The organism is Parvularcula lutaonensis (assembly GCF_014651915.1).
Classification (GTDB): domain Bacteria; phylum Pseudomonadota; class Alphaproteobacteria; order Caulobacterales; family Parvularculaceae; genus Parvularcula; species Parvularcula lutaonensis.
On record NZ_BMXU01000001.1, the window covers coordinates 1 to 20967 of the forward strand.

The 20967-nt window shown below is 62.1% G+C and carries 20 protein-coding genes and 1 tRNA gene; 3 read left to right on the forward strand and 18 right to left on the reverse strand.

The features are described from left to right. Positions 1 to 203: 203 nt before the first annotated feature. The 14 genes from IE053_RS00005 to IE053_RS00070 all read right to left on the reverse strand — a co-directional run bounded on the left by IE053_RS00005 (position 204) and on the right by IE053_RS00070 (position 13512). Complete coding sequence (locus IE053_RS00005; protein ID WP_189570233.1) at positions 204 to 425, reverse strand: hypothetical protein; 222 nt, start codon at positions 423 to 425, stop codon at positions 204 to 206. A 1011-nt stretch (positions 426 to 1436) separates the two neighbouring features. Then, a complete protein-coding gene (locus IE053_RS00010) occupies positions 1437 to 2096 on the reverse strand; it encodes a recombinase family protein (protein ID WP_189570235.1) in 660 nt (219 codons plus the stop codon). 487 nt (positions 2097 to 2583) lie between these two features. Beyond that, positions 2584 to 4218 carry a tyrosine-type recombinase/integrase gene (locus tag IE053_RS00015; RefSeq protein ID WP_189570237.1) on the reverse strand — a complete coding sequence of 545 codons (1635 nt, stop codon included), beginning with the start codon at positions 4216 to 4218 and terminating at the stop codon, positions 2584 to 2586. Between the two features lie 21 nt (positions 4219 to 4239). Continuing rightward, positions 4240 to 4315: transfer RNA gene (locus IE053_RS00020), tRNA-Thr, on the reverse strand. A 48-nt stretch (positions 4316 to 4363) separates the two neighbouring features. Next, positions 4364 to 6745, reverse strand: coding sequence for a phenylalanine--tRNA ligase subunit beta (pheT, locus tag IE053_RS00025; protein WP_189570239.1), 2382 nt, complete (start codon positions 6743 to 6745; stop codon positions 4364 to 4366). Further along, on the reverse strand, positions 6742 to 7137 hold the full coding sequence (locus IE053_RS00030; RefSeq protein WP_189570241.1) for an acyl-CoA thioesterase: 396 nt from the start codon (positions 7135 to 7137) through the stop codon (positions 6742 to 6744). The genes pheT and IE053_RS00030 overlap by 4 nt, the downstream gene beginning before the upstream one ends. Beyond that, a complete protein-coding gene (locus IE053_RS00035) occupies positions 7134 to 7748 on the reverse strand; it encodes a hypothetical protein (protein WP_189570243.1) in 615 nt (204 codons plus the stop codon). The genes IE053_RS00030 and IE053_RS00035 overlap by 4 nt, the downstream gene beginning before the upstream one ends. A 1-nt stretch (position 7749) precedes the next feature. Next, positions 7750 to 8808 carry a phenylalanine--tRNA ligase subunit alpha gene (gene pheS, locus IE053_RS00040; RefSeq protein WP_189570245.1) on the reverse strand — a complete coding sequence of 353 codons (1059 nt, stop codon included), beginning with the start codon at positions 8806 to 8808 and terminating at the stop codon, positions 7750 to 7752. Between the two features lie 276 nt (positions 8809 to 9084). Next, a complete protein-coding gene (gene rplT, locus IE053_RS00045) occupies positions 9085 to 9444 on the reverse strand; it encodes a 50S ribosomal protein L20 (RefSeq protein WP_189570247.1) in 360 nt (119 codons plus the stop codon). 14 nt (positions 9445 to 9458) lie between these two features. Continuing rightward, positions 9459 to 9659, reverse strand: coding sequence for a 50S ribosomal protein L35 (gene rpmI / locus IE053_RS00050; protein ID WP_189570249.1), 201 nt, complete (start codon positions 9657 to 9659; stop codon positions 9459 to 9461). Positions 9660 to 9763: 104 nt separating this feature from the next. Next, on the reverse strand, positions 9764 to 11098 hold the full coding sequence (locus IE053_RS00055; RefSeq protein ID WP_189570251.1) for a hypothetical protein: 1335 nt from the start codon (positions 11096 to 11098) through the stop codon (positions 9764 to 9766). A 63-nt stretch (positions 11099 to 11161) separates the two neighbouring features. Further along, the gene (locus tag IE053_RS00060; protein ID WP_189570253.1) at positions 11162 to 11713 is read right to left on the reverse strand and encodes a Smr/MutS family protein; all 552 of its coding nucleotides are present in this window, start codon (positions 11711 to 11713) and stop codon (positions 11162 to 11164) included. Continuing rightward, entirely contained in the window at positions 11710 to 12831 is a 1122-nt protein-coding gene (mltA, locus tag IE053_RS00065; RefSeq protein ID WP_189570255.1) for a murein transglycosylase A, read from the reverse strand. Before mltA ends, IE053_RS00060 begins: the two co-directional genes overlap by 4 nt. 24 nt (positions 12832 to 12855) lie before the next feature. Beyond that, complete coding sequence (locus tag IE053_RS00070; protein ID WP_189570257.1) at positions 12856 to 13512, reverse strand: Tim44/TimA family putative adaptor protein; 657 nt, start codon at positions 13510 to 13512, stop codon at positions 12856 to 12858. A 167-nt stretch (positions 13513 to 13679) separates the two neighbouring features. Between IE053_RS00070 and IE053_RS00075 the strand changes: the two genes are divergently transcribed. Together IE053_RS00075 and secB are read left to right on the forward strand one after the other, a co-directional pair. Then, positions 13680 to 14072 (forward strand): FxsA family protein, encoded by a 393-nt coding sequence (locus IE053_RS00075; protein ID WP_189570259.1) that lies wholly within the window; start codon positions 13680 to 13682, stop codon positions 14070 to 14072. Between the two features lie 85 nt (positions 14073 to 14157). Continuing rightward, a complete protein-coding gene (gene secB / locus IE053_RS00080; protein WP_189570261.1) occupies positions 14158 to 14667 on the forward strand; it encodes a protein-export chaperone SecB in 510 nt (169 codons plus the stop codon). 23 nt (positions 14668 to 14690) lie between these two features. On the opposite strand, the gene IE053_RS00085 is transcribed toward secB, so the two are convergent. The 4 genes from IE053_RS00085 to IE053_RS00100 form a co-directional block, all read right to left on the reverse strand. Next, the gene (locus tag IE053_RS00085; protein WP_189570262.1) at positions 14691 to 15572 is read right to left on the reverse strand and encodes a CpsD/CapB family tyrosine-protein kinase; all 882 of its coding nucleotides are present in this window, start codon (positions 15570 to 15572) and stop codon (positions 14691 to 14693) included. A gap of 63 nt (positions 15573 to 15635) precedes the next feature. Further along, complete coding sequence (locus IE053_RS00090) at positions 15636 to 17273, reverse strand: hypothetical protein (protein ID WP_189570264.1); 1638 nt, start codon at positions 17271 to 17273, stop codon at positions 15636 to 15638. A 301-nt stretch (positions 17274 to 17574) separates the two neighbouring features. Further along, entirely contained in the window at positions 17575 to 18216 is a 642-nt protein-coding gene (locus IE053_RS00095) for a head GIN domain-containing protein (RefSeq protein WP_189570266.1), read from the reverse strand. A gap of 110 nt (positions 18217 to 18326) precedes the next feature. Beyond that, a complete protein-coding gene (locus IE053_RS00100; RefSeq protein WP_189570268.1) occupies positions 18327 to 19460 on the reverse strand; it encodes a baeRF3 domain-containing protein in 1134 nt (377 codons plus the stop codon). Between the two features lie 250 nt (positions 19461 to 19710). Here IE053_RS00100 and IE053_RS00105 point away from each other — a divergent pair, with 250 nt between their 5' ends. Further along, a complete protein-coding gene (locus tag IE053_RS00105; RefSeq protein WP_229785987.1) occupies positions 19711 to 20949 on the forward strand; it encodes a thiamine pyrophosphate-dependent enzyme in 1239 nt (412 codons plus the stop codon). The last annotated feature ends 18 nt before the right edge of the window (positions 20950 to 20967 follow it).

Here is a 20967-nt window from a genome sequence, read left to right on the forward strand (position 1 = left end):
CTGATCTGGCCTCCACCATGTGAAGGTTCCGGCCAGATCAGCCTTCCATCGGGAGCAACGCCGTGGTTACATAAAGGGTGGCTGCGCCATCGGGGTCTCGTCAGGTCTCGTGAGATAGCAGGCATTTCAGGACCTCTCCTGCTGACGCATTCCCAACGGGTAGAACATCCTCGTTGTGTCTCTGTGTGTTCCGCATGATCGTCTCACCGAACCTTCGCCGGGTCGAACCTGCCGAGCAGCTCGGCGGATACCCCTAGGGTCTTCGCGTAGTACCGTGCCTTACCCAGAGTGATCCTATTGGGATCGTTGGTGTCGATCTCAGCGTGGAGGGCCGTCACGGCCTCACGGAGAGCGGTCAGTGCATTCTCGCAGTCAGCCAGCATACTGGCAGCTTGATGGGCGTAGACGCGTTCTGCGTCGGTCATTGTCATATCCTTTGTGTGGGTGGGTGAGGCCTCAGAGGGGCAATTGCCCGCATATATCTGTGCCCCATTCGGATGCTTCCCCGTGCTTACCCTCAGGTTCAACACGAGGTGTTTCCTGGACTTCAGTGGGGACAAACGCGCGGTGCTTCCCAAGACCTACTCGGGGAATGCGCGGAGCGTTCCTGCTTCGCTGTGGGGGGAAACACTGAGTCTACCGGTTGACCTCATAGCCGACTGTGATACGTCGGTATTCTCACCTGCTGTCTCAAGGAAACCCGTTAATTATGTTGTTCCGTATAGTTCTCGCCACCGTCCTGTTCGCGAGTTCCACTGCGTCCGCTCGGGTTATCATCGTGGATGTCACCGGAGAGATTGGACAGCTCCGAGAAGCGACCTTCACTGGCACCGATGACGATCGATCATGGGACAATAAGCAGGTGTCCTCATCGTCTTGGTACCCCGGCCAAACGTTTCACCTTGGCCAGCGCTTCCGGACGCGAATGAGAATAGACACTGAAGCTGGTCGCGGAGTGCTTTCGAAGGACGGTGTCCAGACGACTTACCTCGGCGGCGTAACCAGAGCGTCAGTAGCGGCAGGGTCGTATCGCTTCGACCTTGATAAGGACACCAATCCGCGTGCTGACGGTACGTACAGCGTCAGGCAGACTAACTCCACGGGTCTCCTAGTCTCTGATGGGTTTCACGACGCAGAAGGTGTCTTCAACTCCAGTAGCCTATTCTTCTTCGACCGCGATGGCTCGTCGTTCTCCGGGTTCGAGCTTCCTGGTGTCTCTAACGAAATTTTCTCGCTAATCTCTTCGATGACGCTGACGTTTGTTTTCGAGAACAGCGATCAGCTGTGGCTGCAAGGATCAAACCTGTCTGCCGTAGTGACAGAGCCAAACCTTCAACCAGTGCCTATTCCAGCCTCCGCGGGGCTCTTCGGTGTGGCCCTCGCGTTCATCCTGAGGAAAGCTTGGCGTAGCGCCAAGCCTGCCTCAGCGTGAAGCTTTAGGACACCCTATCCAGCACCCTCGACACGGCCTTAGCCGTCCAGCGTCCATCCCGTGAGGTCGGCTGACCAGCCTCGTTAAGTGCCTCCGCGATCTTCCCCAAGCTCATCCCTTGGTTCCGCATAGGGACAATCATCGGGCCAACCTTTCGGGCAAAAACATCGGCAGACGCGCGGGCAGCTTCGTTCGCCTCTCTGAGCGACCCCCTGTCGCCCCCGAGCTTCACCCCGCGTGCCTTCGCCTCGGCCAATGCTGCCTTGGTCCGCTTCGATATGAACTCGCGCTCCTGCTCTGCGAGGGCTGAGTAGATGTGGAGCTGGAAGGTGTCAGCATACGGCATAGATGCCACTCGGAACCGCACCCGTTTATCCTCTATGAGAGACGCGATGAACGACACCTTGCGGCTCAGTCGGTCGAGCTTCGATACCAGCAGCTCGCTCCCCGGCGTGCGCCTCACGAGGTCCAGCGCCTTGGCTAGCTCAGGGCGGTCATCGTGCTTACCACTCTCGACATCCTGAAATTCTCCAATGATCTCCCAGGGTTCTTCCGAGTACGTCTCTAGGAACAAGCTGATGTCCCGCTCCTGAGCCGCTAGGCCATGGCCTGACTGCCCTTGGCGGTCGGTAGAGACGCGGGTGTAGATTACATAGCGCTGCATCACGGGGTCCTCTCGGTGAGGCACTGAGATGAGTCAGTATGCGTCTATTGTCAATCCACATGGAAGGTTGTGCGCGACAAGAAAGAGGCGGCTAGCTAGCCCGTCGCTCAAGTTCGCTAACGATGGCTGACCGGGAGTTCGCAGCGTTCAAGCTGGCTCTAACGCTTGCGATGAAGCATCCAGCGACTGCGAGGGACAGGGGTCCGTCCAGCCATCGCGTTCCGAAGAATGCTATGTGTCCGCCATTGAACAAAAGGATGCAGAGACTGGCAGTCGCCCCCGCTATGCCGATGCCTGAGGTGACGTCCTTCTTGTGAAGTCGCTTCACCAGTGAGCCTACTGTTTCCTGTCCCATCGCAATCCCCCAAAGACGAATTAATTATGGGGCTGGCTCACGAAACGGGAAGGGGTACGGGGGAATTTGCCCAATGGGTCCCATCCAATGATCAGGACCAAGCATACCTCCCGGATTTCAATGACCCCACTCTCACAGCTCCTCGTAGTTCTCTCCGAGAACCCGCCAGCGTTTGTCGTCCAGAAGCGCTGAAACCTTCTCCATCGATTCCGCTAGGCCGTCCTGCATGCTTTGGTCAGCATACACCCGAGCCCATACTTTCTGGACCTTGTCTCTCCGCAGTCGCTCGACATGTTGTCCGACCCCAGACTGAATAACAGCGGTGGTGAAGGTATGGCGCGTTGAATGGAAGACTACTCTTCGTCGTATTCCTTGGTTCAGCCGTTCAGTGTCCGGGTGATCCTTTAGGGCCCTTCGGACTACCGTATTAAGCCTTCTACTGATGTTCTGGGTAAGCTGGCGTTCGTACAGAGCAGGCTTATCGATGTCGTGAGCAAACAGCTCTGCGGGTGAAAACAGGCGGTCGTCCTGACACTTGCCTTCTGCTCTTCTTAGGAGAACTTCGCGTACCTGAGGGCAGATAACTGGCATCCAGTCGGCAGCTGCATCGGTCTTCGTTCCAGCTGCGATCACGCGGTCAAGCGTATTCCCTTCGAATCTGAGGTGGTTCACAGTTAGGTTGGCGGCCTCGCTCAGCCTGAAGCCAAGTCTTGAACCTAGAACGAATAGGTCCGCATACGTTTCACTGATTTCGGCCATGTGCTGTTGGACAGCCTGATATTCGGAAACGCTGAACGGTCGGGTTTCGATCTCCGCCTTCTTGCTAAGGCCAATCTGCAATCCTTCCCAGATGTTCGGGAGGTCGCCTCCGTCAGCGGCTTTGACGCGTTCCTCATAGCGAGCCCACTTCCAGATACTCGAAAGGGCTGTGAGGTACTTCGCGATTGTCTTATCGGCAAGTGGTCGACCAGAGCGGCGTCCAGACGTCCGGGCTAGCTTCCTTTTAAAGGCGTGTGCGTCGTCCCCGGTCAATTCCCCGATCAACACACCCGGTTGATGTCGGCGCTCTGCCCATTCGATGAACGCCCAGAGCTTCTTCAGTTTCTCTTCGAGCGTCCGCTTGGTGATAGCTTCCGGCTTGTGTGCTCGGTCTTGTTCCCATCGTTCGTACAGAGCAGGAATTTCGTTCAACCGAAGCTCTCCCCGGGACTTGGCCTTGACCGCAGCATAGAAGGCATTCGCGACGCCATCCCCTGCCATGTGTTCGAGGGCTTCGCAGTACTCTGAGAGAAACGGGTGATCATCCGCCACGACATCAATGAATCGCTCCGGGTGACGCTTCCAGTCGCTCTCGGTGTTCGGATCAAAAAGAGCGGAGACGTCCACCTCGCCATCGGGAGTAGGCTGGCGTTCCCACCTGTTGATACGTTCGCTGCCACCCTCATACACGACGGCGTCGGCCAAGGGGATTTCTCGGTGGACTGGCTCCAGCGCTTCCCGAAGGATCTGTTCGAGAACCACCAGTTTGACCCGCTCCGCCTTCTGCCGATCAGACTCCCCGGTCGTCTTCACGATCTCGGTCTTGAGCTTCCCTGTCGTTGTACGCGGATGAAGCTTCTGAAGCCACTTTGGTAGCCTAACCCGAACAGACCAGTTGCGGGTGTTCGGACGCCGTCGCAGTTCTGCCCTCAAACCAAAAACCCCCATGAAGAACTGTACCCAATTGGGAACAGATTCGATGGGTACAGCCGACACTTCTTCCTGCATAATCAGAGACTTAAGGGATTATGGTGCCGCATGCCGGACTCGAACCAGCGACCTCCTCATTACGAATGAGATGCTCTACCAACTGAGCTAATGCGGCCTAGGCGGGCGGAGCTAGCGCATGGCCGCTCCGCCTGCAAGCGGGGTTTTAGCCCCGCAAGGTTGCGCCGAGTTTTTCGGCGGCGGCGACGATCTTCGCGGAGACAGCTTCGATGTCCTTGTCCTTCAGCGTCTCGCTGCGGGGTTGCAGCACCACCTCGATGGCGAGGCTACGCTGGCCTTCCGGCACACCTTTGCCGCGGTAGACATCAAAGAGCCGGACGTCGTCGATGAGCTGCTTCTCCGAACCCTGGATCGCCTTGATGAGGTCGAGAGCGGGTTTGTCCTCGGGGTAGAGGAAGGCGAAATCACGCCTGACGGGCATCAGCTCGGGCAGGTCCAGCGCCGGCTTCGTCGCCGACTTGTTCTTCGGTGCCGGGACCTTGTCGAGCTCGACTTCGAAGACCGCAACCGGCCCCGTGAGGTCGTAGGCCTTGGTCACTGATGGGTGCAACTCGCCGAAGCGGGCGAGGGTGTTCTTCGGGCCCAGGCGCAGTTGCCCCGAGCGTCCCGGATGGTAGCCTTGGACCTCGTCGGAAAAGACCATCAGCTTGTCTGCTGGCGCGCCGATGGCCTCGAGAACGGCGATCGCCATTTCCTTTGCGTCGAAAACCGACGGCGCGGCATTGCTGCTGCGCCAGTCGCGCGGACCTGCGCCCCAAAGGAGGCCGGTGGCGACGGTCCGCTGGCCCTTCGGCGTGTTATCCGTATACGCACCGCCAACCTCGAACAGGCGGACGCTTTCCGCGCCGCGAGCGGCATTCTTCGATGCCGCGAGCAGGAGGTTGGGCAGCGGGGTGGGACGCATGACCGAGAGGTCGGCGCTGATCGGGTTGAGGAGATGGATCTCCTTCGGCTGGGCCGCGAAGTGCGCGGCACCCACTTCGTCCGTGAACGCCCAGGTGACGGCTTCGAGCAGCCCGAGAGAAGCCATTGCCTGCTTCGCTGCTGCGACGCGGGCTTCTGACAGCGAAGGGTTGCGCCGCGGGGCGTCGCCCAAGCGGGGGAGGACCTCCGTCGGCAGTTTGTCGAGACCGTGAATACGCGCGACTTCCTCGGCAATATCGGCCTTGCCCTCGACGTCCGGACGCCAAGTCGGCACGCGCACGGACCAGGACCCGCCGCGCGAAACCTCGAAGCCCAGGGCTGAGAGGATCTCCTCCTGGCGGCTTTCAGGGACATCCATGCCGGTGAGCCGCCTTACCTCCGTCGGCGGATAGTCGATGACCTTTTCTTCGACAGGCGGCTTGCCGGCTACCGTGATGGTCGAAGCTTCGCCGCCGCAGGTGTCGAGAATCAGCTTGGCTGCGCGCTGCAGGCCGTCTTCGATCGACGCAGGATCGATGCCGCGCTCGAATCGGTAGCGTGCATCGGAGGTGAGACCCAGCTTGCGGCCGGTCTTGGCGATCGTGAGCGGGTCAAAATAGGCGCTCTCGACAAGAACGTCCGTCGTCGTCTCGTCACAGCCCGATGAAGTCCCGCCCATGATGCCGCCAAGGCCGAGAACCTTCTCGTCATCAGCGATCACGCACATGGTTTCGTCGACACTGTATTCCTTGTCGTTGAGAGCCTCGAAGCGCTCGCCCTCTCGGCCCATGCGAGCGTGGACGCCGCCGTTCAGCTTCTTGATATCGTAGACGTGGAGCGGACGGGCGGCGTCATAGCTGAGGTAGTTCGTGACATCGACGAGCATGTTGATCGGGCGAAGGCCGATGGCGGTCAGTCGCTTTTGGAGCCACTCTGGAGACGGACCGTTCTTGACGCCGCGGATAACGATGGCGCCGAAGGCCGGGCACGCCTCTGGAGCCTCCGTGGTGACGGCGACGGGTTGGTCGAACGTGCTGCCGACCTCGGGGATTTCCAGCGGCTTCAGCGTGCCGATGCCTGCTGCAGCGAGATCGCGCGCAATGGCGCGGACGCCATTTGTGTCCGGGCGGTTCGGCGTGACCTCGAAATCGATGACGGGGTCGAGCGGGCCCACGAGGTCCGCGAGTGGCGTTCCGACTTCGGCGTCCCCGTCCAGCTCCATGATCCCGTCATGGTCGTCGCCGAGCTCGAGCTCGCGGCTGGAGCACATCATGCCAAGGCTTTCGACACCCCGGATCTTGGCTTTTGTGAGCGTGGTGTCGATGCCGGGTATGTAGGCACCGACCGGCGCATAGGCGACCTTGATGCCTTCGCGAGCATTAGGGGCACCGCAGACGATCTGCATCTCGCCATCCTTGGTGTCGACCTTGCAGACGCGCAGGCGATCAGCATCAGGATGCTTTTCCGCATGTTTGACGTAGCCCACGCTGATGGGGGCCAAGGCTTCGGCGGGATCGATGACCTCTTCTACCTCGAGGCCAATCTTGATCATGGTCTCGACGATTTCGTCGAGGCTCGCATCGGTATCGAGGTGATCCTTCAGCCAGCTAAGTGTGAATTTCATTCCGGACTCTCCGTAGGGAGCGGTGTGGGTTGGCCCTCTTTGTCGAGGGCGACGAATGTGAAGTCGGCCTGGGTGACCTTTTCGAGATCGAACGTACCCTGACGTTCGACCCAGGCCTCGACGCGGATGGTGACAGAGGTGCGGCCCTCGCGCACGATCCTGCCATAGCAATTGAAGAGGTCTCCGACCCGGACGGGCCTGACGAAGTGCATGGCATCGACCGCGACTGTCGCGACGCGACCACCCTGGGCGCGGCGCACGGCCAGGACCGAGGAACCGAGGTCCATCTGGCTCATCACCCATCCGCCGAAAACGTCACCGGCAGAGTTGAGGTCAGCAGGCATCGGCTGCACACGGACGACGAGCTCGCCTTCGGGTTGTTCGTCGCTCATGTGGCCTCGCCATCGATGTCGCGTGTCTGCCAGTAAACCTCGCTGGGGTCGTCGCCTTCGGGGCAGGAGCGCACGCGCTTCGGCTGTGCACTACCGAGAGAGGCCTGCTGCCAGCATTCATCGAACACGGAGCAATAACATAGGACCAATGACGTTTTCTCGGTCCTATCCGCCAGCTTGGTGCTGAGAAGCTCGCTCAGTGCTTCGCGGTTCTCTTCCGTGTCCTCCCAACGGAAGGAGAGGACCGGCTTGCTTTCACCTGCGATGAGAAAGCCCTCCATGCTGTACCAGCTGAGATCCGCGCTCCGGCCGAGTTCTTCGGTCAGGACCTTGCGGGCAAAATCGGAATAGGTACGAAGCGGTTCGCCGTCATAGCGAAACTCCGCAAACTGAACGAAAGCGGTGCCGTGGCCGGAATTCCTGATCGTGAAGCCGAGGCGCAGGTCGTTCGTGCCAAGGCTGAAGGAGGGCTGCGTTTCAAGGATTGGCATGAAGGTGGCGGCCTGGTTCTGGCGCTGCAGGCGCGCCTCGTCCCAGGCTATGAAGACCGCCACGACACTGGTCACCAGTGCCGCGACAGCCACGATGGTGTTGGTGTTGGCCTTTTTCACGTCAGACCTCTTCGGGCGCGAAGCCGTAATGCTCGATCCAGCGCTGGTCGCCGGAGAAGAAACCACGCAGGTCGGGTATGCCGTATTTCAGCATGGCGAGGCGGTCGATACCCATGCCGAAGGCGAAGCCCTGATATTCGTCCGGGTCCAGACCACATGCCTTCAGGACATTGGGGTGGACCATGCCCGAACCCAGGATTTCCATCCACTTGTCGCCTTGGCCGATCTTCACCACCGCGCCGTCGCGTTCGTAGCGGACATCCATTTCTGCGGAAGGCTCCGTAAACGGAAAGAAGTGGGGACGGAATCGGGTCTCGAGTTCCTTGACGCCGAAGAATTCGCGACAGAACGCCTCGAGGGTGCCCTTGAGGTGGCCCATATGGGTCGACTTGTCGATGACGAGGCCCTCGACCTGATGGAACATTGGCGTGTGTGTCTGGTCACTGTCGCAGCGGAAGGTGCGGCCCGGCGCGATGATGCGAATAGGCGGCTTTTCGGTCATCATGGTCCTGACCTGGACCGGGGAGGTATGGGTACGGAGGACCATCTTTTCGCCGTCTTCTCTCGGTGGGAAGAAGAAGGTGTCATGGATCTCGCGCGCGGGGTGCTCCGGCGGGAAGTTGAGCGCCGTGAAGTTGTGGAAGTCGTCCTCGATGTCCGGGCCTTCGCGCACCTCGAACCCCATGGCGGCAAAGATCTCAGCCACCTCATTGAAGACTTTCGTCAGTGGATGGAGGCGGCCGCGACCGGGGGCGCGCACCGGCAGGGTCACATCGACCCTTTCGGCTTCGAGCTGCCGGGCGAGGGCGGCTTCCTCGAGCACGTCCTTCCGCTTGGCGATCGCTTCGGCGATGCGGTTCTTGAGGCCGTTGAGGGCCGGGCCCGCAATCTGGCGCTCCTCTGGCGACATCTTGCCGAGCGTCTTCATCTTCTCGGAGACGACGCCTTTCTTGCCCAGCGCGGCGATGCGGATGTCCTCCAGCGCACGCTCGTCAGGAGCGGCGGAAATCTTGGCATTGAGGTCGTTTTCGAGTTCTAGGATGTCGGCTTCGAGGGTCATGGTCGCACTTGCGTTCAGAGCTGTCCGACGGCGTGTGCCAGCGCGCGCCGCCGCAATCAACCGAGCTTGCCTCTCAATCGGCCACCGTCATCGGACCTTCCGGAGAGGTCGCTCGGCACGCGGCATGATCGACCGACTTTGGCATCCGTGCGTCCATTCTTGGTTGTCGGGCACAATGGTTCATGCCCGCAACCAGGCCAGTCTTCTTGGCGCACGAAAAAGCCCGCCTGGCGGGGCCAGACGGGCTTCGGTGTTCTTGAGCTTCGGAAGCAGCGCTCAGGCAGCGAGGGCCTTTTTCGCTTCTTCGGCAATCGCTTCGAAGGCCTGCGGCTCACGGGCGGCGATATCGGCGAGCATCTTGCGGTCGACTTCGATGCCAGCCTTGGTCAGGCCGTTGATGAACTGCGAATAGGTCAGGCCGTGAAGGCGGGCCGCAGCGTTGATGCGCTGGATCCACAGCTTGCGGAACTCACGCTTGCGGTTCTTGCGGTCGCGATAGGCGTACTGGCCGGCCTTCTCCACTGCCTGGTTGGCGATGCGGAAGGTGTTCTTGCGGCGACCGTAATAGCCTTTGGCGGCCTTGATGATCTTGCGGTGACGGGCGTGGGACGCGGGGCCCCCTTTGACGCGTGACATGTCTCAGAGCCTCCTTAGCGTGCGTAGGGCATGTAGATCTTGACGATGCGCTGATCCGGCTTCGACAGAGGTTCCATGCCGCGCTTCTGGCGGATCTGCTTGTTGGTGCGCTTGATCATGCCGTGGCGCTTGCCGGTGTGGGCGGCCATGACCTTGCCCGTGCCGGTGATCTTGAAGCGCTTCTTGGCGCCCGATTTTGTCTTCATCTTGGGCATTTTCGTCTCCTTGTACTCAGGCGCGCCGAGGCAATGCCGTGGGCCAGGCACGCGCAGGAACGCGGCGTAAAGCAGAAGGTGGGAACTGAGTCTAGCCTGTTCGGCTAGCGCAGGACCGGGAACGCGAAGTTCAGGCCGAAGAGGGTCATCAGCATCACCACGGTGCCCATGGCGAAGTTGCGGCGCTTGTGCTCCGGGTGATCTTCCGGCTGCGAGAAGGCGAAGAGGAAGACCGGGATCAGCGCGATATTCGTCGCGATGACGAAGATCTTGAAACCGTCCGACGGGAAAGCGTCGGCGAGGCTCGAGCCATTGCCGGAAACGGTCTGGGCGAAGAGCGGCAAGCCGACGGCGAGATCGACCGAGACGACGATCCCTATGAACGCCTTCGCAAGGTCTTCCGCCGTGTCGATCACTGCACGGGTCAGGCGCACGGCCTCACGGGTCAGGGCGAAGCCGTATTCCCGGCCGGCGATGAGGCCGAGGAACACCCAGGTCGTCGACATCGGGATATCCGACAGCTCCTTGAAGAAGAAGAGGAGCGAAGCGTAGGCGAAGTCGATCAGCGTCGCAGAGCGGATGTCGATGACATTGGTCTTGGTGCGCAGGATGCGCTGCACCGGGCCGCCCGCATTGGCGAAGGTGAGGGCAAGGAAGAAGACGATCACCGCCACCGCGCCGAAGCCCTGGATGACGGACAGCTCCCGCGGCAGGAAAACGAAGATGTTGGCAAAGTCCTGGATCAGCCAGATCGACCAGAGATAGCCCGTGGTCGCCCACTGGGTGACGACCCAGTAAAGCCCGCGCCCCCTGTTGAACGCCAGCAGAAGGGCCACGGCCTCCACCGCAAGCGTGATGCCGATCCCGATCCACATGACGCTCGCGCGCTCGATCGTGCCGAAGAGATAGTATTGCGAGAGGAAGAAGGCCGTGCCGACCACGCCGATGAGGCCCATCGGCACGTGGCTCGCGAGGTCATTCTCCTCGAACCATTTTTCGAGGGTCTGGCTGATGAGCAGCCAGATGCCAAGCCCGACTGCGAAGGCGAGGCCATAGCCGATCAGCGACTTCTCGATCATCGAGCCAAGCCCGCCCACCGAGGCGAAGATGGTCAGCACCATGAAGGAAGTCGAAACCGGGATCCCGAGCCGGGTGATCAACACCAGCACCAGGGGCGGCAGGCAGTGATACCACTCGATCGCGATTGGCGGATATTTCGATGTGTTGGCGAGGCGGCCATAGGATGGGTCGCCACCATTGACGATCCAGCCATAGGTGAACGTCGCCACGAGGATCGCTGCGGCGAAGCCGAACAGCACGGTCCAGTGATGGCGACGGTTCGAATTGATGAACGTGCCGAGGGTTTGCAGCGCATCGTTCCCGACGACCGCATAGGCCGCGAGCGAAAATCCAACGATGGCCCAGATCCCGAGATCCATGGCGCCAGCCTCTCTTTTTGCGGCCCGCATAGGCCGCGTCAGCGAAGCTTTTGTGACAGCGGATCAGCTGCGGTGTTTCTCTTTCGGATTCTTGAGAAAAACGTAGAAGGCGCCGCCCCCGCCATGGCGCTGGTGGGCGGGTCTGACCGAGGTGATAGCCCCGCCATAGAGACCCATCTCGATCCCCGAGAGGAAGTTCTTCCGCAAGACGCCGCGGCCCTCTTCGCCATCCTTCGAGCCCTTGCCGGTGATGACGAGGAGCACGCGGTGCTTCCTGCTGACGGCGCGGGAGATGAAGGCGGAGGTGGCGCGGTCAGCCTCGGACTGGCGCATCCCGTGAAGGTCGAGGACGGCGTCGATCTCGATCCGCCCGCGGGCCACACGGCGCTCGCGCCGCGGGTCTCCTGCCTGGAAGGGCGATTGCTTGGGCGGCGTGGGCTGCGGCGTGGCGTGGCGGCCATCGTCGGCTTTTCGCGGTGAAAGCGCGAGGGGTGTTTCCGGCTTCGGTTCGAGCTCGGGCAGCTTTTTGTCAGGCAGCGGGGCTACGGTCCGCGCCACTGTGTTCCAGAGCGTTCGCTCGGCATCGGTGAGCTGGCGGCTCTTCTTCCGGCTCATGCCCCCGGTTCGGCGATCGGCAGGGCCGCTCCTTTGGGGATGAGGACCACGATGTCGGCGTCGAGCTTCAGCCGCCCCGCCGTCTCTCCTGCCTCGTCGCCGCGGCCGAGGAACAGATCGACCCGGTCCGGCCCACGGATCGCGCCGCCGGTATCCTGCGCGACGGTCAGCTTGCTGATCGAGAGGACGTCGTCTTCGCCGGAAATGAAGACCGGCGCGCCAAGCGGGATCGCGAACCGGTCCACCGCCACCGAATAATCCGCCGTCAGCGGAACGCCTGCGGTGCCAAGGGGGCCTTCGTCACCTTCAGCAGGGCCGCGGTCGGTGAAGAACACATAGGAGGGGTTGCTTGCCCGGACGCGCGCGGCGTCCTCTTCCGGTGCAGTCGCCAGCCACTGCCGGATCGACTGCATGGTGACGTCTTCGAGGGCCATGTGCCCTTCCTCGACCAGCGTCTTGCCGATCGCCTTGTAGGGATGGCCGTTCTGGGCGGCGTAGCCGATCCGGCGCGCGCCCTCGGGAAATTCGAGCACACCCGAGCCCTGGATCTGCAGGAAAAAGAGGTCATCGGCGCGCATGTAGCCCAGGATTTCCGCCTCCGCAGGAGGGCTCAACTCGATCGCCTCACGGTCCGCATAGGGAACAAGCCTTCCGTCTTCGATCCGTCCGGCGATACGGCGACCCTTGAGGTCATCGCGAAAGGCCCCGAGATCGACGGCGACAAGATCCTCCGGCCGGGCGAGCACGGGCTGGTCAAAGGCTTCGGTCCGCGCCGCCGACGCCTCGAAGACAGGCTCGTAATAGCCGGTGACGAGGGCGTGCCCGCCATGCAGCTTCACCGCATCGAAGCGGCTCGTGAAAAAGACGCGGGCATCCCCTTCCGTCGCAATAAATTCCGCCTCCTGACAAACGGGCTGCCAGTCTTCCTCGCCTCCGAGAACAGGGTTCTTCTCCGTCAGCCAGTCACAGCTCTTCACGAATGTCCGGACGGCCGGAAGAAGGGGGCTCTCGCCGAAGCCTTCGATCTCGGTCACGGCCATCCGCTCGAACGCCGGGGGCTCTTTCCCGAAGGGAGCGCAGGCCGTCAGCACAAGGAGGAAGGGGAGGATCTTGCGCATGGCGGGAGCCCTCTTCGCTGGAGTTTACTCCGTGTCGGTACCGTGGGTTGCCACGAGGGTCCAGTTCGGGTCGTTCGAGCGGACCGGACGGGAGAACGTCCATTCGTCGATCACGGTGATGACTTCTTCGGGATTGCCGTCGATCACCTCACCCTTCGCGTCGCGGACAGCGCGCACCTGCTCCGACTTGAAACGCAGCTCGGCACGCAGTTCGCCGCCATGCTCTTCCATCGACAGGACCTCCGGCGTCTCGACACCGACAAAGGTCAGGTCGACCGACTGGCCATGGGCCGTCCGCCCTTCGATTGCCACTTCGAAGCTCTTCAGGACCTCCGGATCGACGAAGCCGCGCACGGTGGAAAGGTCGCCATCGGCATAGGCCTGGACGATCATCTCATAGGCAGCGGCCGCGCCTTCGAGAAAGCGCTTCGGCTCGAAGTCGGGAATGCTCTTCCGCGCCGTGACAGCCCATTCGGGCAGGTCTTCACTTGGCGTCGTCGGCTCGGCCTCGAGGCCAAAATCGTCCTCCTGCTCCTCGGACGGGTCACGAGACGGGACCGGCCGGAGCACGGGCCGCTCATGCTCTTCAGGCTCATGTCCCCCGCGTGTGCCAAGGACATTGAACAGCCGGTAGGCCAGGAAAAGCGCCAGAGCGGCGAAGATGATCAGGGTCGGTTCCATGGGGTGCTTTGTTGCAGCGCAGCGGGTGTGGTTCTAGTCCCTTAGCCATCAAACACATATGAATGAAAACCGGCACTGCCAGTTTTCTGCCTGCGTGGCGATGTCTCACCGCTTGGCACGAGGCCGGGTCGGCCCCACCTCTGGGCCAACGCTTTCTGGAGAACACCTTGGGACTGGTCCTTTTCATCCTGCTGATCGGGCTCCCGATCGTTGAAATCACCCTGCTTATCCAAGGGGCCATGATCATCGGCGTCCTTCCGGTCATCCTGCTCACCATCGGCACCGCCGCCCTCGGGACTTTTCTCATCAGGCAGCAGGGGCTGACCGCGATCCGGGCGCTCCAGCGCGACCTGAAGGAAGGCAGGCCGCCGGTGGCTTCCGTGGTCGATGGCGCAGCCTTGCTGGTCGCAGCGCCTTTGATGATGACCCCCGGCTTCGTCACCGACGCCATCGGGTTCCTGCTTCTTATCCCGCCGCTGCGACACGCCGCGGCGCGCATGGCGCTGCGCCGGATCAGGCGGGCGCAGGAACGCGGCAACATCGTCATCATCAGGCGCTGAGGGGCGGTTCTCGGGCTCGTCACTTGCCCCCGGAGCAAGCCGCGTGTAGCGGGCCCCTTTCACATGAATTCCCGACGGAGCCTCCATGTCCGAGACCCCCGAAACCCCGCAAGACGGTAACGATCAACAGCCGGCCCAGAACGGCGGCCAGCCGATGATGCGCCTTCTCACCCAATACCTCAAAGACCTGAGCTTCGAGAGCCCGGCCGCCCCGGCCAGCCTCTCGACCCAGGCGGCGCCGCCGAACATGGAAGTTTCCGTGGACGTCAATGGCCGTGCGCTCGGAGAGAACCGCTTCGAAGTCGAGCTCAGCTGCTCGGCCACGGCCCGCCGCGACGGCAACATCGTCTATGTCTGCGAGGTGAACTACGCCGGGCTCTTCCATATTGAGAACGTGCCTCAAGACCGCATGGAGCCGATCCTCCTGGTCGATGCCCCGCATCTTCTCTTCCCGTTCGTGCGCCAGATCGTGGCACAGTCCACCCGAGACGGCGGATTCATGCCGCTGCTTCTCGAGCCGCTCGACTTCGTCGGGATGTACCAGCAGCAGCGCATGAAGGCGGCGCAGGCCGCTGCTCCGGAGGGCGTCGCCTAGGACGCCTCCCCAGGTTTTTCGCGTCAGTCGGCCGTGCGGGCGAGACTGACGCCTTTCGCCTTGTTGAGGATGGCGCTGAACCGCTTCTCTTGCGGGATCAGGTTCACCGCCTCCTGCACCTCCTCGAATTTCGACTCGCCAGCCGCCGCGACGAGCACGACGCCGTCGAGCGACGGCATGATGGTCATCACGTCGTCCGAGCCGAGGATCGGCGGCAGGTTGAGAATGACCACCGTGTTCGGCGCCACGTTCTTGAACGCGTTGAGGGCGTGGGTCAGTCGCTTTGACGCCAGAAGTTCCGCCGACTGTGCCGTGGCCCGGTCGGACAGGAACAGCAGGAGGTTGCTGTCCGGAACCCGCGTCAGATAGTCTTCGGCACGGCCTTCGCCGCGGAAGAAACCGATCCCCGAGCGGAACTCCCGCGCATCGAGATAGCCCGCCAGCAGCGGGCGCTGCAGGTTGAGATCGGCAAGGACCACCGTCTGCTCCGAACGACGGGCACAGGCGCGCGCGAGTTGGATCGAACAGACGGTCTTGCCATTGCGTGCCGTGGGCGAGGTGATGCCAATCACCTGGCCGTGGTGCTTCTCCAGGGTCTGGAGGACATTGGTCCGAACAATGCGAAAGGCGCTGTCAAAGGCCGTGCGCTGGCCTTGGTCGATGCCAAAGCGATCTTCGAAACGCTGGAAATCCGCATCGGAAAGCGCGAAGCGCGACAGGTCGCGGTTGCGGTCCGAGGCACGGCGGCGCGGTCGGTCTGAGAATTCGTCGGCCTGGATGACGACGCCCGAGCGGTCTTCCCACGGCTTCTCGTCAGGTTCCTGGTGGGGCTGGCCGAAATCGGGCCGCGCCACCTTGGCCATCGCTTCTTCGAGCGGGCTCTTAGAGACCGGGTTTTCACTCATAGGAACCATCCCGGGCCGCGATCGCGACCCTGTTCAATACGCTTCTCACCGACACGGCCCGCATCAGACGAGCACCTTGTAGGCAACAAAACTGGCGATCGCGGCAAGAACGATCGAGAGCGCCGTAAGCCCCAGGAACACGGCCCGGCGGAACTTGGCCTCTTCCTCGTCAACGATTTCCGGGACTTCGACGACGGCGACGCCGGGCAGGAGTTGTCCGAGCTGGCGGCCCGTGTCGACGCGCGGGAAGAGGAAGATCGGAGCGAGGCCGATGGCTGCGGCAAGACCGCCGGCGACACCGGTGAGCAGCAGCGCGGCGCGGGGCTTGTCCGGGGCACTCGGCACGTCGGGCAGGGCCGGCGGCTCGACGACGATGACCCGTTCGGCTTTTTGCTGGGTCTCGAGGGTTTCGCTCCGCTCGACGGTGGCACGGCCCGCTTGCGTGTTGGAGAGAAGGCCCAGAAGGCGTTGCTCTTCCGAAGCGAGGTCATTGAGGACAGCCGCGACGGCCGGGATTTCGGCAAGGCGCTGCTCGGCTTCCGCAAGTTGTGCGCGCATCTCTTCGAGGCGCTCCTCATCGGCTTCGATATTGGCGAGGATACGGCGCTCGTTCGCCTCGAACTGGAGCCGCGGCAGGCTCAGCTCGCCGCCTTCGCGACGGACGCGGGCGATGTCTTCCTGCAGGGTATCGCGGCGCTCGCGCAGCTCGGCGAGTTCTTTCTGGGAAAGCCCGTCGCGCTCGGCGATCTGGCGGTTGAGGTCGCTCAGGAGGCGTGCAGCGCGGCGCTCGAAAGCGGCCGGTTCGAGTCTCGCCTCGAGGTCGAGAACTTCGTTCGTAACGAGGATCACCTCGGGGTAGTTGTCTGTGTATTGGGCCCGCAGGGCGGCAAGCTGGCGGCGTTTGTTGCGCAGCTCGATACGCTCGGCATCGGCGCGCTCATTGGCGTCGATGATGATCGGTTGCTGCATGCGCAGCAGGCTGAGATCCTGGTTGGCCGCCTCGATCCGTTCCTCGGTCCGGGCGATGTCCGTGGTCAGCCGGGCAATCTGCGCCTGGATCAGCCCCTGGTCGCTCGGCGTGCGGCCGGGATTGGCTTCCCGGACATCGGCAATCTGCTTGCGGACATTCTCGATCTGGCGTCGGAGGTCGCGCTCTTCCTCCCGGAAGAACTCCGCCGTCCCCTCGACCGCCTCGATCCGCGATTCCACGTTCTCGGCGAGGAAGTCCGTCACCAGCTTGTTCGCGACACGGAAGGCGGTCTGCGGGTTCTCGTGCACGAAACCGATCTCGAAGGTGATGGTCGAAGGCTGCTGGTTGCGCCTGTTGCGCTGGGAATTGACGCTCTGGATCGAGATCCGGATGTCGTTCCGAATGTCATCCACCTGTTGGGAGAATGGCCTCGTGCTGTCGCGGTCGAAAAGCTGGAACTCCTGGCCGAGCTCGACGATGTTGTTGCGCGCTCGCATCTCGGCGCGGATCGTCTGCAGCCGGTCTTGGGCGATGGAGCGGATGGCCGACGGCACGAGAGCCTGGGAGACCTGTTGGTCCTCGACCATCAGGACGGCGGTCGACTGGTAGCGGGCGGGCACCTCGTTGAGGACGATCAGCCCGATCGTCAGCAGCACGCAGAAGGGGATGAAGACCCAGAAAAAACGGCGCAAGCCGAGTTTGATCAGATCCCCGATGCTGTAGCGTTCCATGTCGGTCCTCGTCTCTCGGAAGCCTCTGGTGTCAGTCCTCGTGGAGAGGTGCAATCCTCATGCCGCGAAACGGCTGACCCGTTTACCCCCAACGGTTGGAAAGTATTCGCCAACCTGAAGACGACCATACGCCTAAAATTGCTTACCGTCATTTGCGAAGCAGCAAAATGACTGCCTTTCCATTCATGAAGTTGGAGTGGCGAGGTTCACGTCCTCGTCCGGACACGCCGCTGGCGCGAGCAGGCCGCCCGCCTGACGGGAGCGGCATGTCTTGTCTACAGCGATCGGTTGCGGCGCTCGGTTAGTCCCGGAAGCGCACCGAGCCGCCGCTGGAAGCCTTGGTGTCGCGCCGTTCGGGCTTCCCGCGCACCGTGATGTCGGCGCCGCTCGAAGCGCGGGCCTTGATGCTGCGCGTTGCTGTCACCTCGATGTCGGAACCGCTCGACGCTTCGGCCCGCACGTCGGCACATTCGAGGTCGAACGCCATCAGGTCCGCCCCGGAGGATGCATCGGCATCGAGGCTGTCGCAGCTTCCCTCGGCTTCAAGGTCAGAGCCTGAACTCGAGGACAGTTCGATATCACCGCCATCGATACCCGAAATCCTGAGGTCCGAGCCTGCTGACGAGCCGGCATGGGTCAGCTCCGGCAGAGTCACCCGGTAGACGAAGCGGGCGGAGCGGCCGAAATTGAGGCGCATGCCCCGGCTCTCGCGACCGAGGATCAGGGTGTCGCCTTTGACCTCCACGCGGGCGGTATCGAAGTCTCCCTCGGTCTCGAGCTCGATCGAGTAGTCCGGTCCGACCTCGACGATGACATCAACGCCGGAGGTGGACTTCACCCCGTCAAAGCCTGTGAGGTCCCAGCTCTTGGTTTCGGCATAGGCCGTACTGGCAAGGATCGAAGCCGCCGAGGCGGCGCAAAGGGCAGTCCTGAAAGCGACCATGGCAGCGCCTCCTCCCGTTCCGAGACTCAACAATGGGAAGCATGTGAACCGGCTGCAATGAAGCCAAAGATGGACTTTCTGTCACATTGCAGCCGGCAGGTCGCCCAGGATCAGTCGTAGCGCGTGATCGCGATCGGGCCGTCGGCCGTGTGCTCGCGGGTGAGGATGAGCCGTCCACCATGCCGGACCGTGTACGAAACCGCTTCCGAGCGGGTGGCGAATGCCTCGTCCGCGTCTTCGGGCAGGCTCAGGCGCTCGTCGTCGCCGGGTAGGAATCCGGCGTGATCGGGGTGTAGCAGGATCGTGTCGATCCGGCCTTCAATGGCTGCCCGGCGAAGTTCGTCGCTGCCGCGAAGCGCGTTGCTGGTATCGAGTTCGCTGACCGTCTCGTGGTCAAGGGCCGCCTGACGCTCGTCCATCAGCGAAAAGGCCCGCTCGAGAAGCTCGTCTTGCTTGAGGGCCTCGCCCGCTGCCTGGATACCTTCGTCAAGAAGGTTCCGATGGCTGAAATGCTCCTTGAACGCGCCGATACGGGCAGGGTCCCCGGCAAGGATCAGAGGATCGTCTCCGCGAACGATGTCTGCGACCTGCTTACCGAAGGCTGTCAGCACCTGGCGAATTTCATCCTTGCGAAGATCATCTGCCGCGACGCCGAGGGCATGGTAAATCGGCTGCGCCCCGGAGCGGCGGACGGAGCTGGCGCTGTGCCAGACGATGTCGTCCATCGGCTCGCACTGCTTCAACGCATCGCTCAGTGTCATGACTTCTCGGGGCGTCTTGTCCTTCACGATGCCATCGACCACGTGGAGAAGCATCGGCTGCTCGACATCAAGCACGGCAATCCAGAACCGGTGGCTGGTGGCGGCGTCGGCAAGGACGGGTAGGGCCAGGGCGGATGTCCCCAACTGAAGCCGCGGCTGGGGACGCTTGGACAGTTCGACGAATGTCGTCTCCTCCCCCGTGGTGAAGATCGCAAAGCCGCCGGGGGGCAGGTCCGCCTGGCCAAGGCTCGCAACGATCTCGCGGATCGCGCCGCGCATGACTTCCGGCCCCGCATCCGCGTCTTCGAGGCGCGAGAGCAGGTTCCTCTTCACGATCTCGAACTTCTCGTGATCTCCATCGAAATCCGGCGTCGGGTAAAGGAGTGAAAGCACGCGGTCCTTGGCGAGTTTTCCCTCAGAGTCGGGTTCCGGCAGGAATCCTTTGATCTTTTCGAGGAGCTCTGTGGTTTTGGATGATTTCATGGTCAATCTCCTGCTGATTGGACGGATCATTTCTCGCGCGTAACACCCGTACCGCCCCTAAGGTTCGTGCTGCGGTGCGGAACAGTTCTATGCTTCCTCAAGGCTTTGCATCGGACGAAAGTCGCGCAGGTCGCGTGGATTTCACACGCTCTACCGGCTGACGAAACAGCAACGATCTGGCAAACCGGCACCATAAAAAATCCTCTTGAGGGAGGCCCTTGGTATGGACGGCTTTGCGAGAACGGACACTGTGACAGATCAAAGAGACCAAGGCCGCGGTTTTCGTGTTCCCAAGCCACCGGCGCGTCCGGGCGAGACGCCTGATTTCTCCGGAATCAATCTTGGCGAGCCCGGCAAGCTCCCGTTGCTCGATGCGGAAGCACCCGTGGAGGCCTTCGAGCCTTTCCATCACGACCTGCTTCGGGTCCTCGACATGGATGGCAAGGCGCATGGCGACTGGGCTGGCCTCGTCACTGATGACGACAAGAAAACAGCCCTCAAGGCGATGATCCGTACCCGTGCTTTTGACGCGCGGATGATGCGCGCGCAGCGCCAGGGCAAAACCAGCTTCTACATGCAGTGCCTGGGCGAGGAAGCGATCGCCGTCGGGGCAACCCTTGCAACCAGGGACGGGGACATGCAGTTCCCGACCTATCGTCAGCAGGGGATCCTTTTCGCCAAGGGTGTCGACCCCGAAGTGATGATGAACCAGATCTATTCGAACAGGAAGGATCCGCTCCAGGGCAAGCAGCTCCCGGTCCTTTATTCGTTCAAGGAGTATGGTTTTTTCACGATTTCCGGGAACCTCGGCACGCAGTGGCCCCAGGCGGTGGGCTGGGCCATGGCCTCGGCCATCAAGAACGACGACAAGATTGCGGTCGCCTATATCGGAGACGGCGCCACCGCCGAGGGCGACTGGCACCAAGGCAACCTCTTCGCATCCGTGTACAGAGCGCCGGTTCTCCTTTGCGTGGTGAACAACCAGTGGGCGATCTCGACGACGGCGGCCTTCGCTGGCGCTGACAAGAATACCTTTGCTGCCCGGATGGCGAGTTACGGTCTCCCCGCGCTCCGTGTGGACGGCAATGACCTGCTCGCCGTTCTCGCAGCCTGCCGCCTTTCGGCGCAGCGTGCGCGGGCAGGGCTCGGCGCGGTGGGGATCGAATTCCTGACCTACCGGCGCGGCGCGCACTCGACGTCGGACGATCCGACCAAGTACCGCGCCAAGGAGGAGGTCGAGGGCTGGCCTCTCGGTGATCCTATCGACCGCCTGAAGCAGCACATGATCGTCACGGGTCTGATGACCGCCGACGAGATCGACACCCTTGAGAAGGATGCCGAAACCGAAATGCGCGAGGCAGAGAACCGTGCCGAGGAAAACGGCCTCGTCCACGCCGGTCAGGGCGCCGAACCCGCCGCGATGTTCGAAGGCGTCTATGCCGAGATGCCCGGTCGCCTCCGTGAACAGATGAAAGAGGCAGGTTTCTGATCATGTCCGAGACGCTCT

Excerpts from the sequence above, each read along its gene's own strand:
- IE053_RS00090 (WP_189570264.1), bottom strand. The coding sequence starts at position 17,273 with ATGGAACGCTACAGCATCGGGGATCTGATCAAACTCGGCTTGCGCCGT.
- pheS (WP_189570245.1), bottom strand. The coding sequence starts at position 8,808 with ATGACCCTCGAAGCCGACATCCTAGAACTCGAAAACGACCTCAATGCC.
- IE053_RS00060 (WP_189570253.1), bottom strand. The coding sequence starts at position 11,713 with ATGAGCCGGAAGAAGAGCCGCCAGCTCACCGATGCCGAGCGAACGCTC.
- IE053_RS00085 (WP_189570262.1), bottom strand. The coding sequence starts at position 15,572 with ATGAGTGAAAACCCGGTCTCTAAGAGCCCGCTCGAAGAAGCGATGGCC.
- IE053_RS00030 (WP_189570241.1), bottom strand. The coding sequence starts at position 7,137 with ATGAGCGACGAACAACCCGAAGGCGAGCTCGTCGTCCGTGTGCAGCCG.
- pheT (WP_189570239.1), bottom strand. The coding sequence starts at position 6,745 with ATGAAATTCACACTTAGCTGGCTGAAGGATCACCTCGATACCGATGCG.
- secB (WP_189570261.1), top strand. The coding sequence starts at position 14,158 with ATGTCCGAGACCCCCGAAACCCCGCAAGACGGTAACGATCAACAGCCG.
- IE053_RS00015 (WP_189570237.1), bottom strand. The coding sequence starts at position 4,218 with ATGCAGGAAGAAGTGTCGGCTGTACCCATCGAATCTGTTCCCAATTGG.
- IE053_RS00095 (WP_189570266.1), bottom strand. The coding sequence starts at position 18,216 with ATGGTCGCTTTCAGGACTGCCCTTTGCGCCGCCTCGGCGGCTTCGATC.
- IE053_RS00100 (WP_189570268.1), bottom strand. The coding sequence starts at position 19,460 with ATGAAATCATCCAAAACCACAGAGCTCCTCGAAAAGATCAAAGGATTC.
- IE053_RS00005 (WP_189570233.1), bottom strand. The coding sequence starts at position 425 with ATGACCGACGCAGAACGCGTCTACGCCCATCAAGCTGCCAGTATGCTG.
- IE053_RS00055 (WP_189570251.1), bottom strand. The coding sequence starts at position 11,098 with ATGGATCTCGGGATCTGGGCCATCGTTGGATTTTCGCTCGCGGCCTAT.
- rplT (WP_189570247.1), bottom strand. The coding sequence starts at position 9,444 with ATGTCACGCGTCAAAGGGGGCCCCGCGTCCCACGCCCGTCACCGCAAG.
- mltA (WP_189570255.1), bottom strand. The coding sequence starts at position 12,831 with ATGCGCAAGATCCTCCCCTTCCTCCTTGTGCTGACGGCCTGCGCTCCC.
- IE053_RS00070 (WP_189570257.1), bottom strand. The coding sequence starts at position 13,512 with ATGGAACCGACCCTGATCATCTTCGCCGCTCTGGCGCTTTTCCTGGCC.
- rpmI (WP_189570249.1), bottom strand. The coding sequence starts at position 9,659 with ATGCCCAAGATGAAGACAAAATCGGGCGCCAAGAAGCGCTTCAAGATC.
- IE053_RS00010 (WP_189570235.1), bottom strand. The coding sequence starts at position 2,096 with ATGCAGCGCTATGTAATCTACACCCGCGTCTCTACCGACCGCCAAGGG.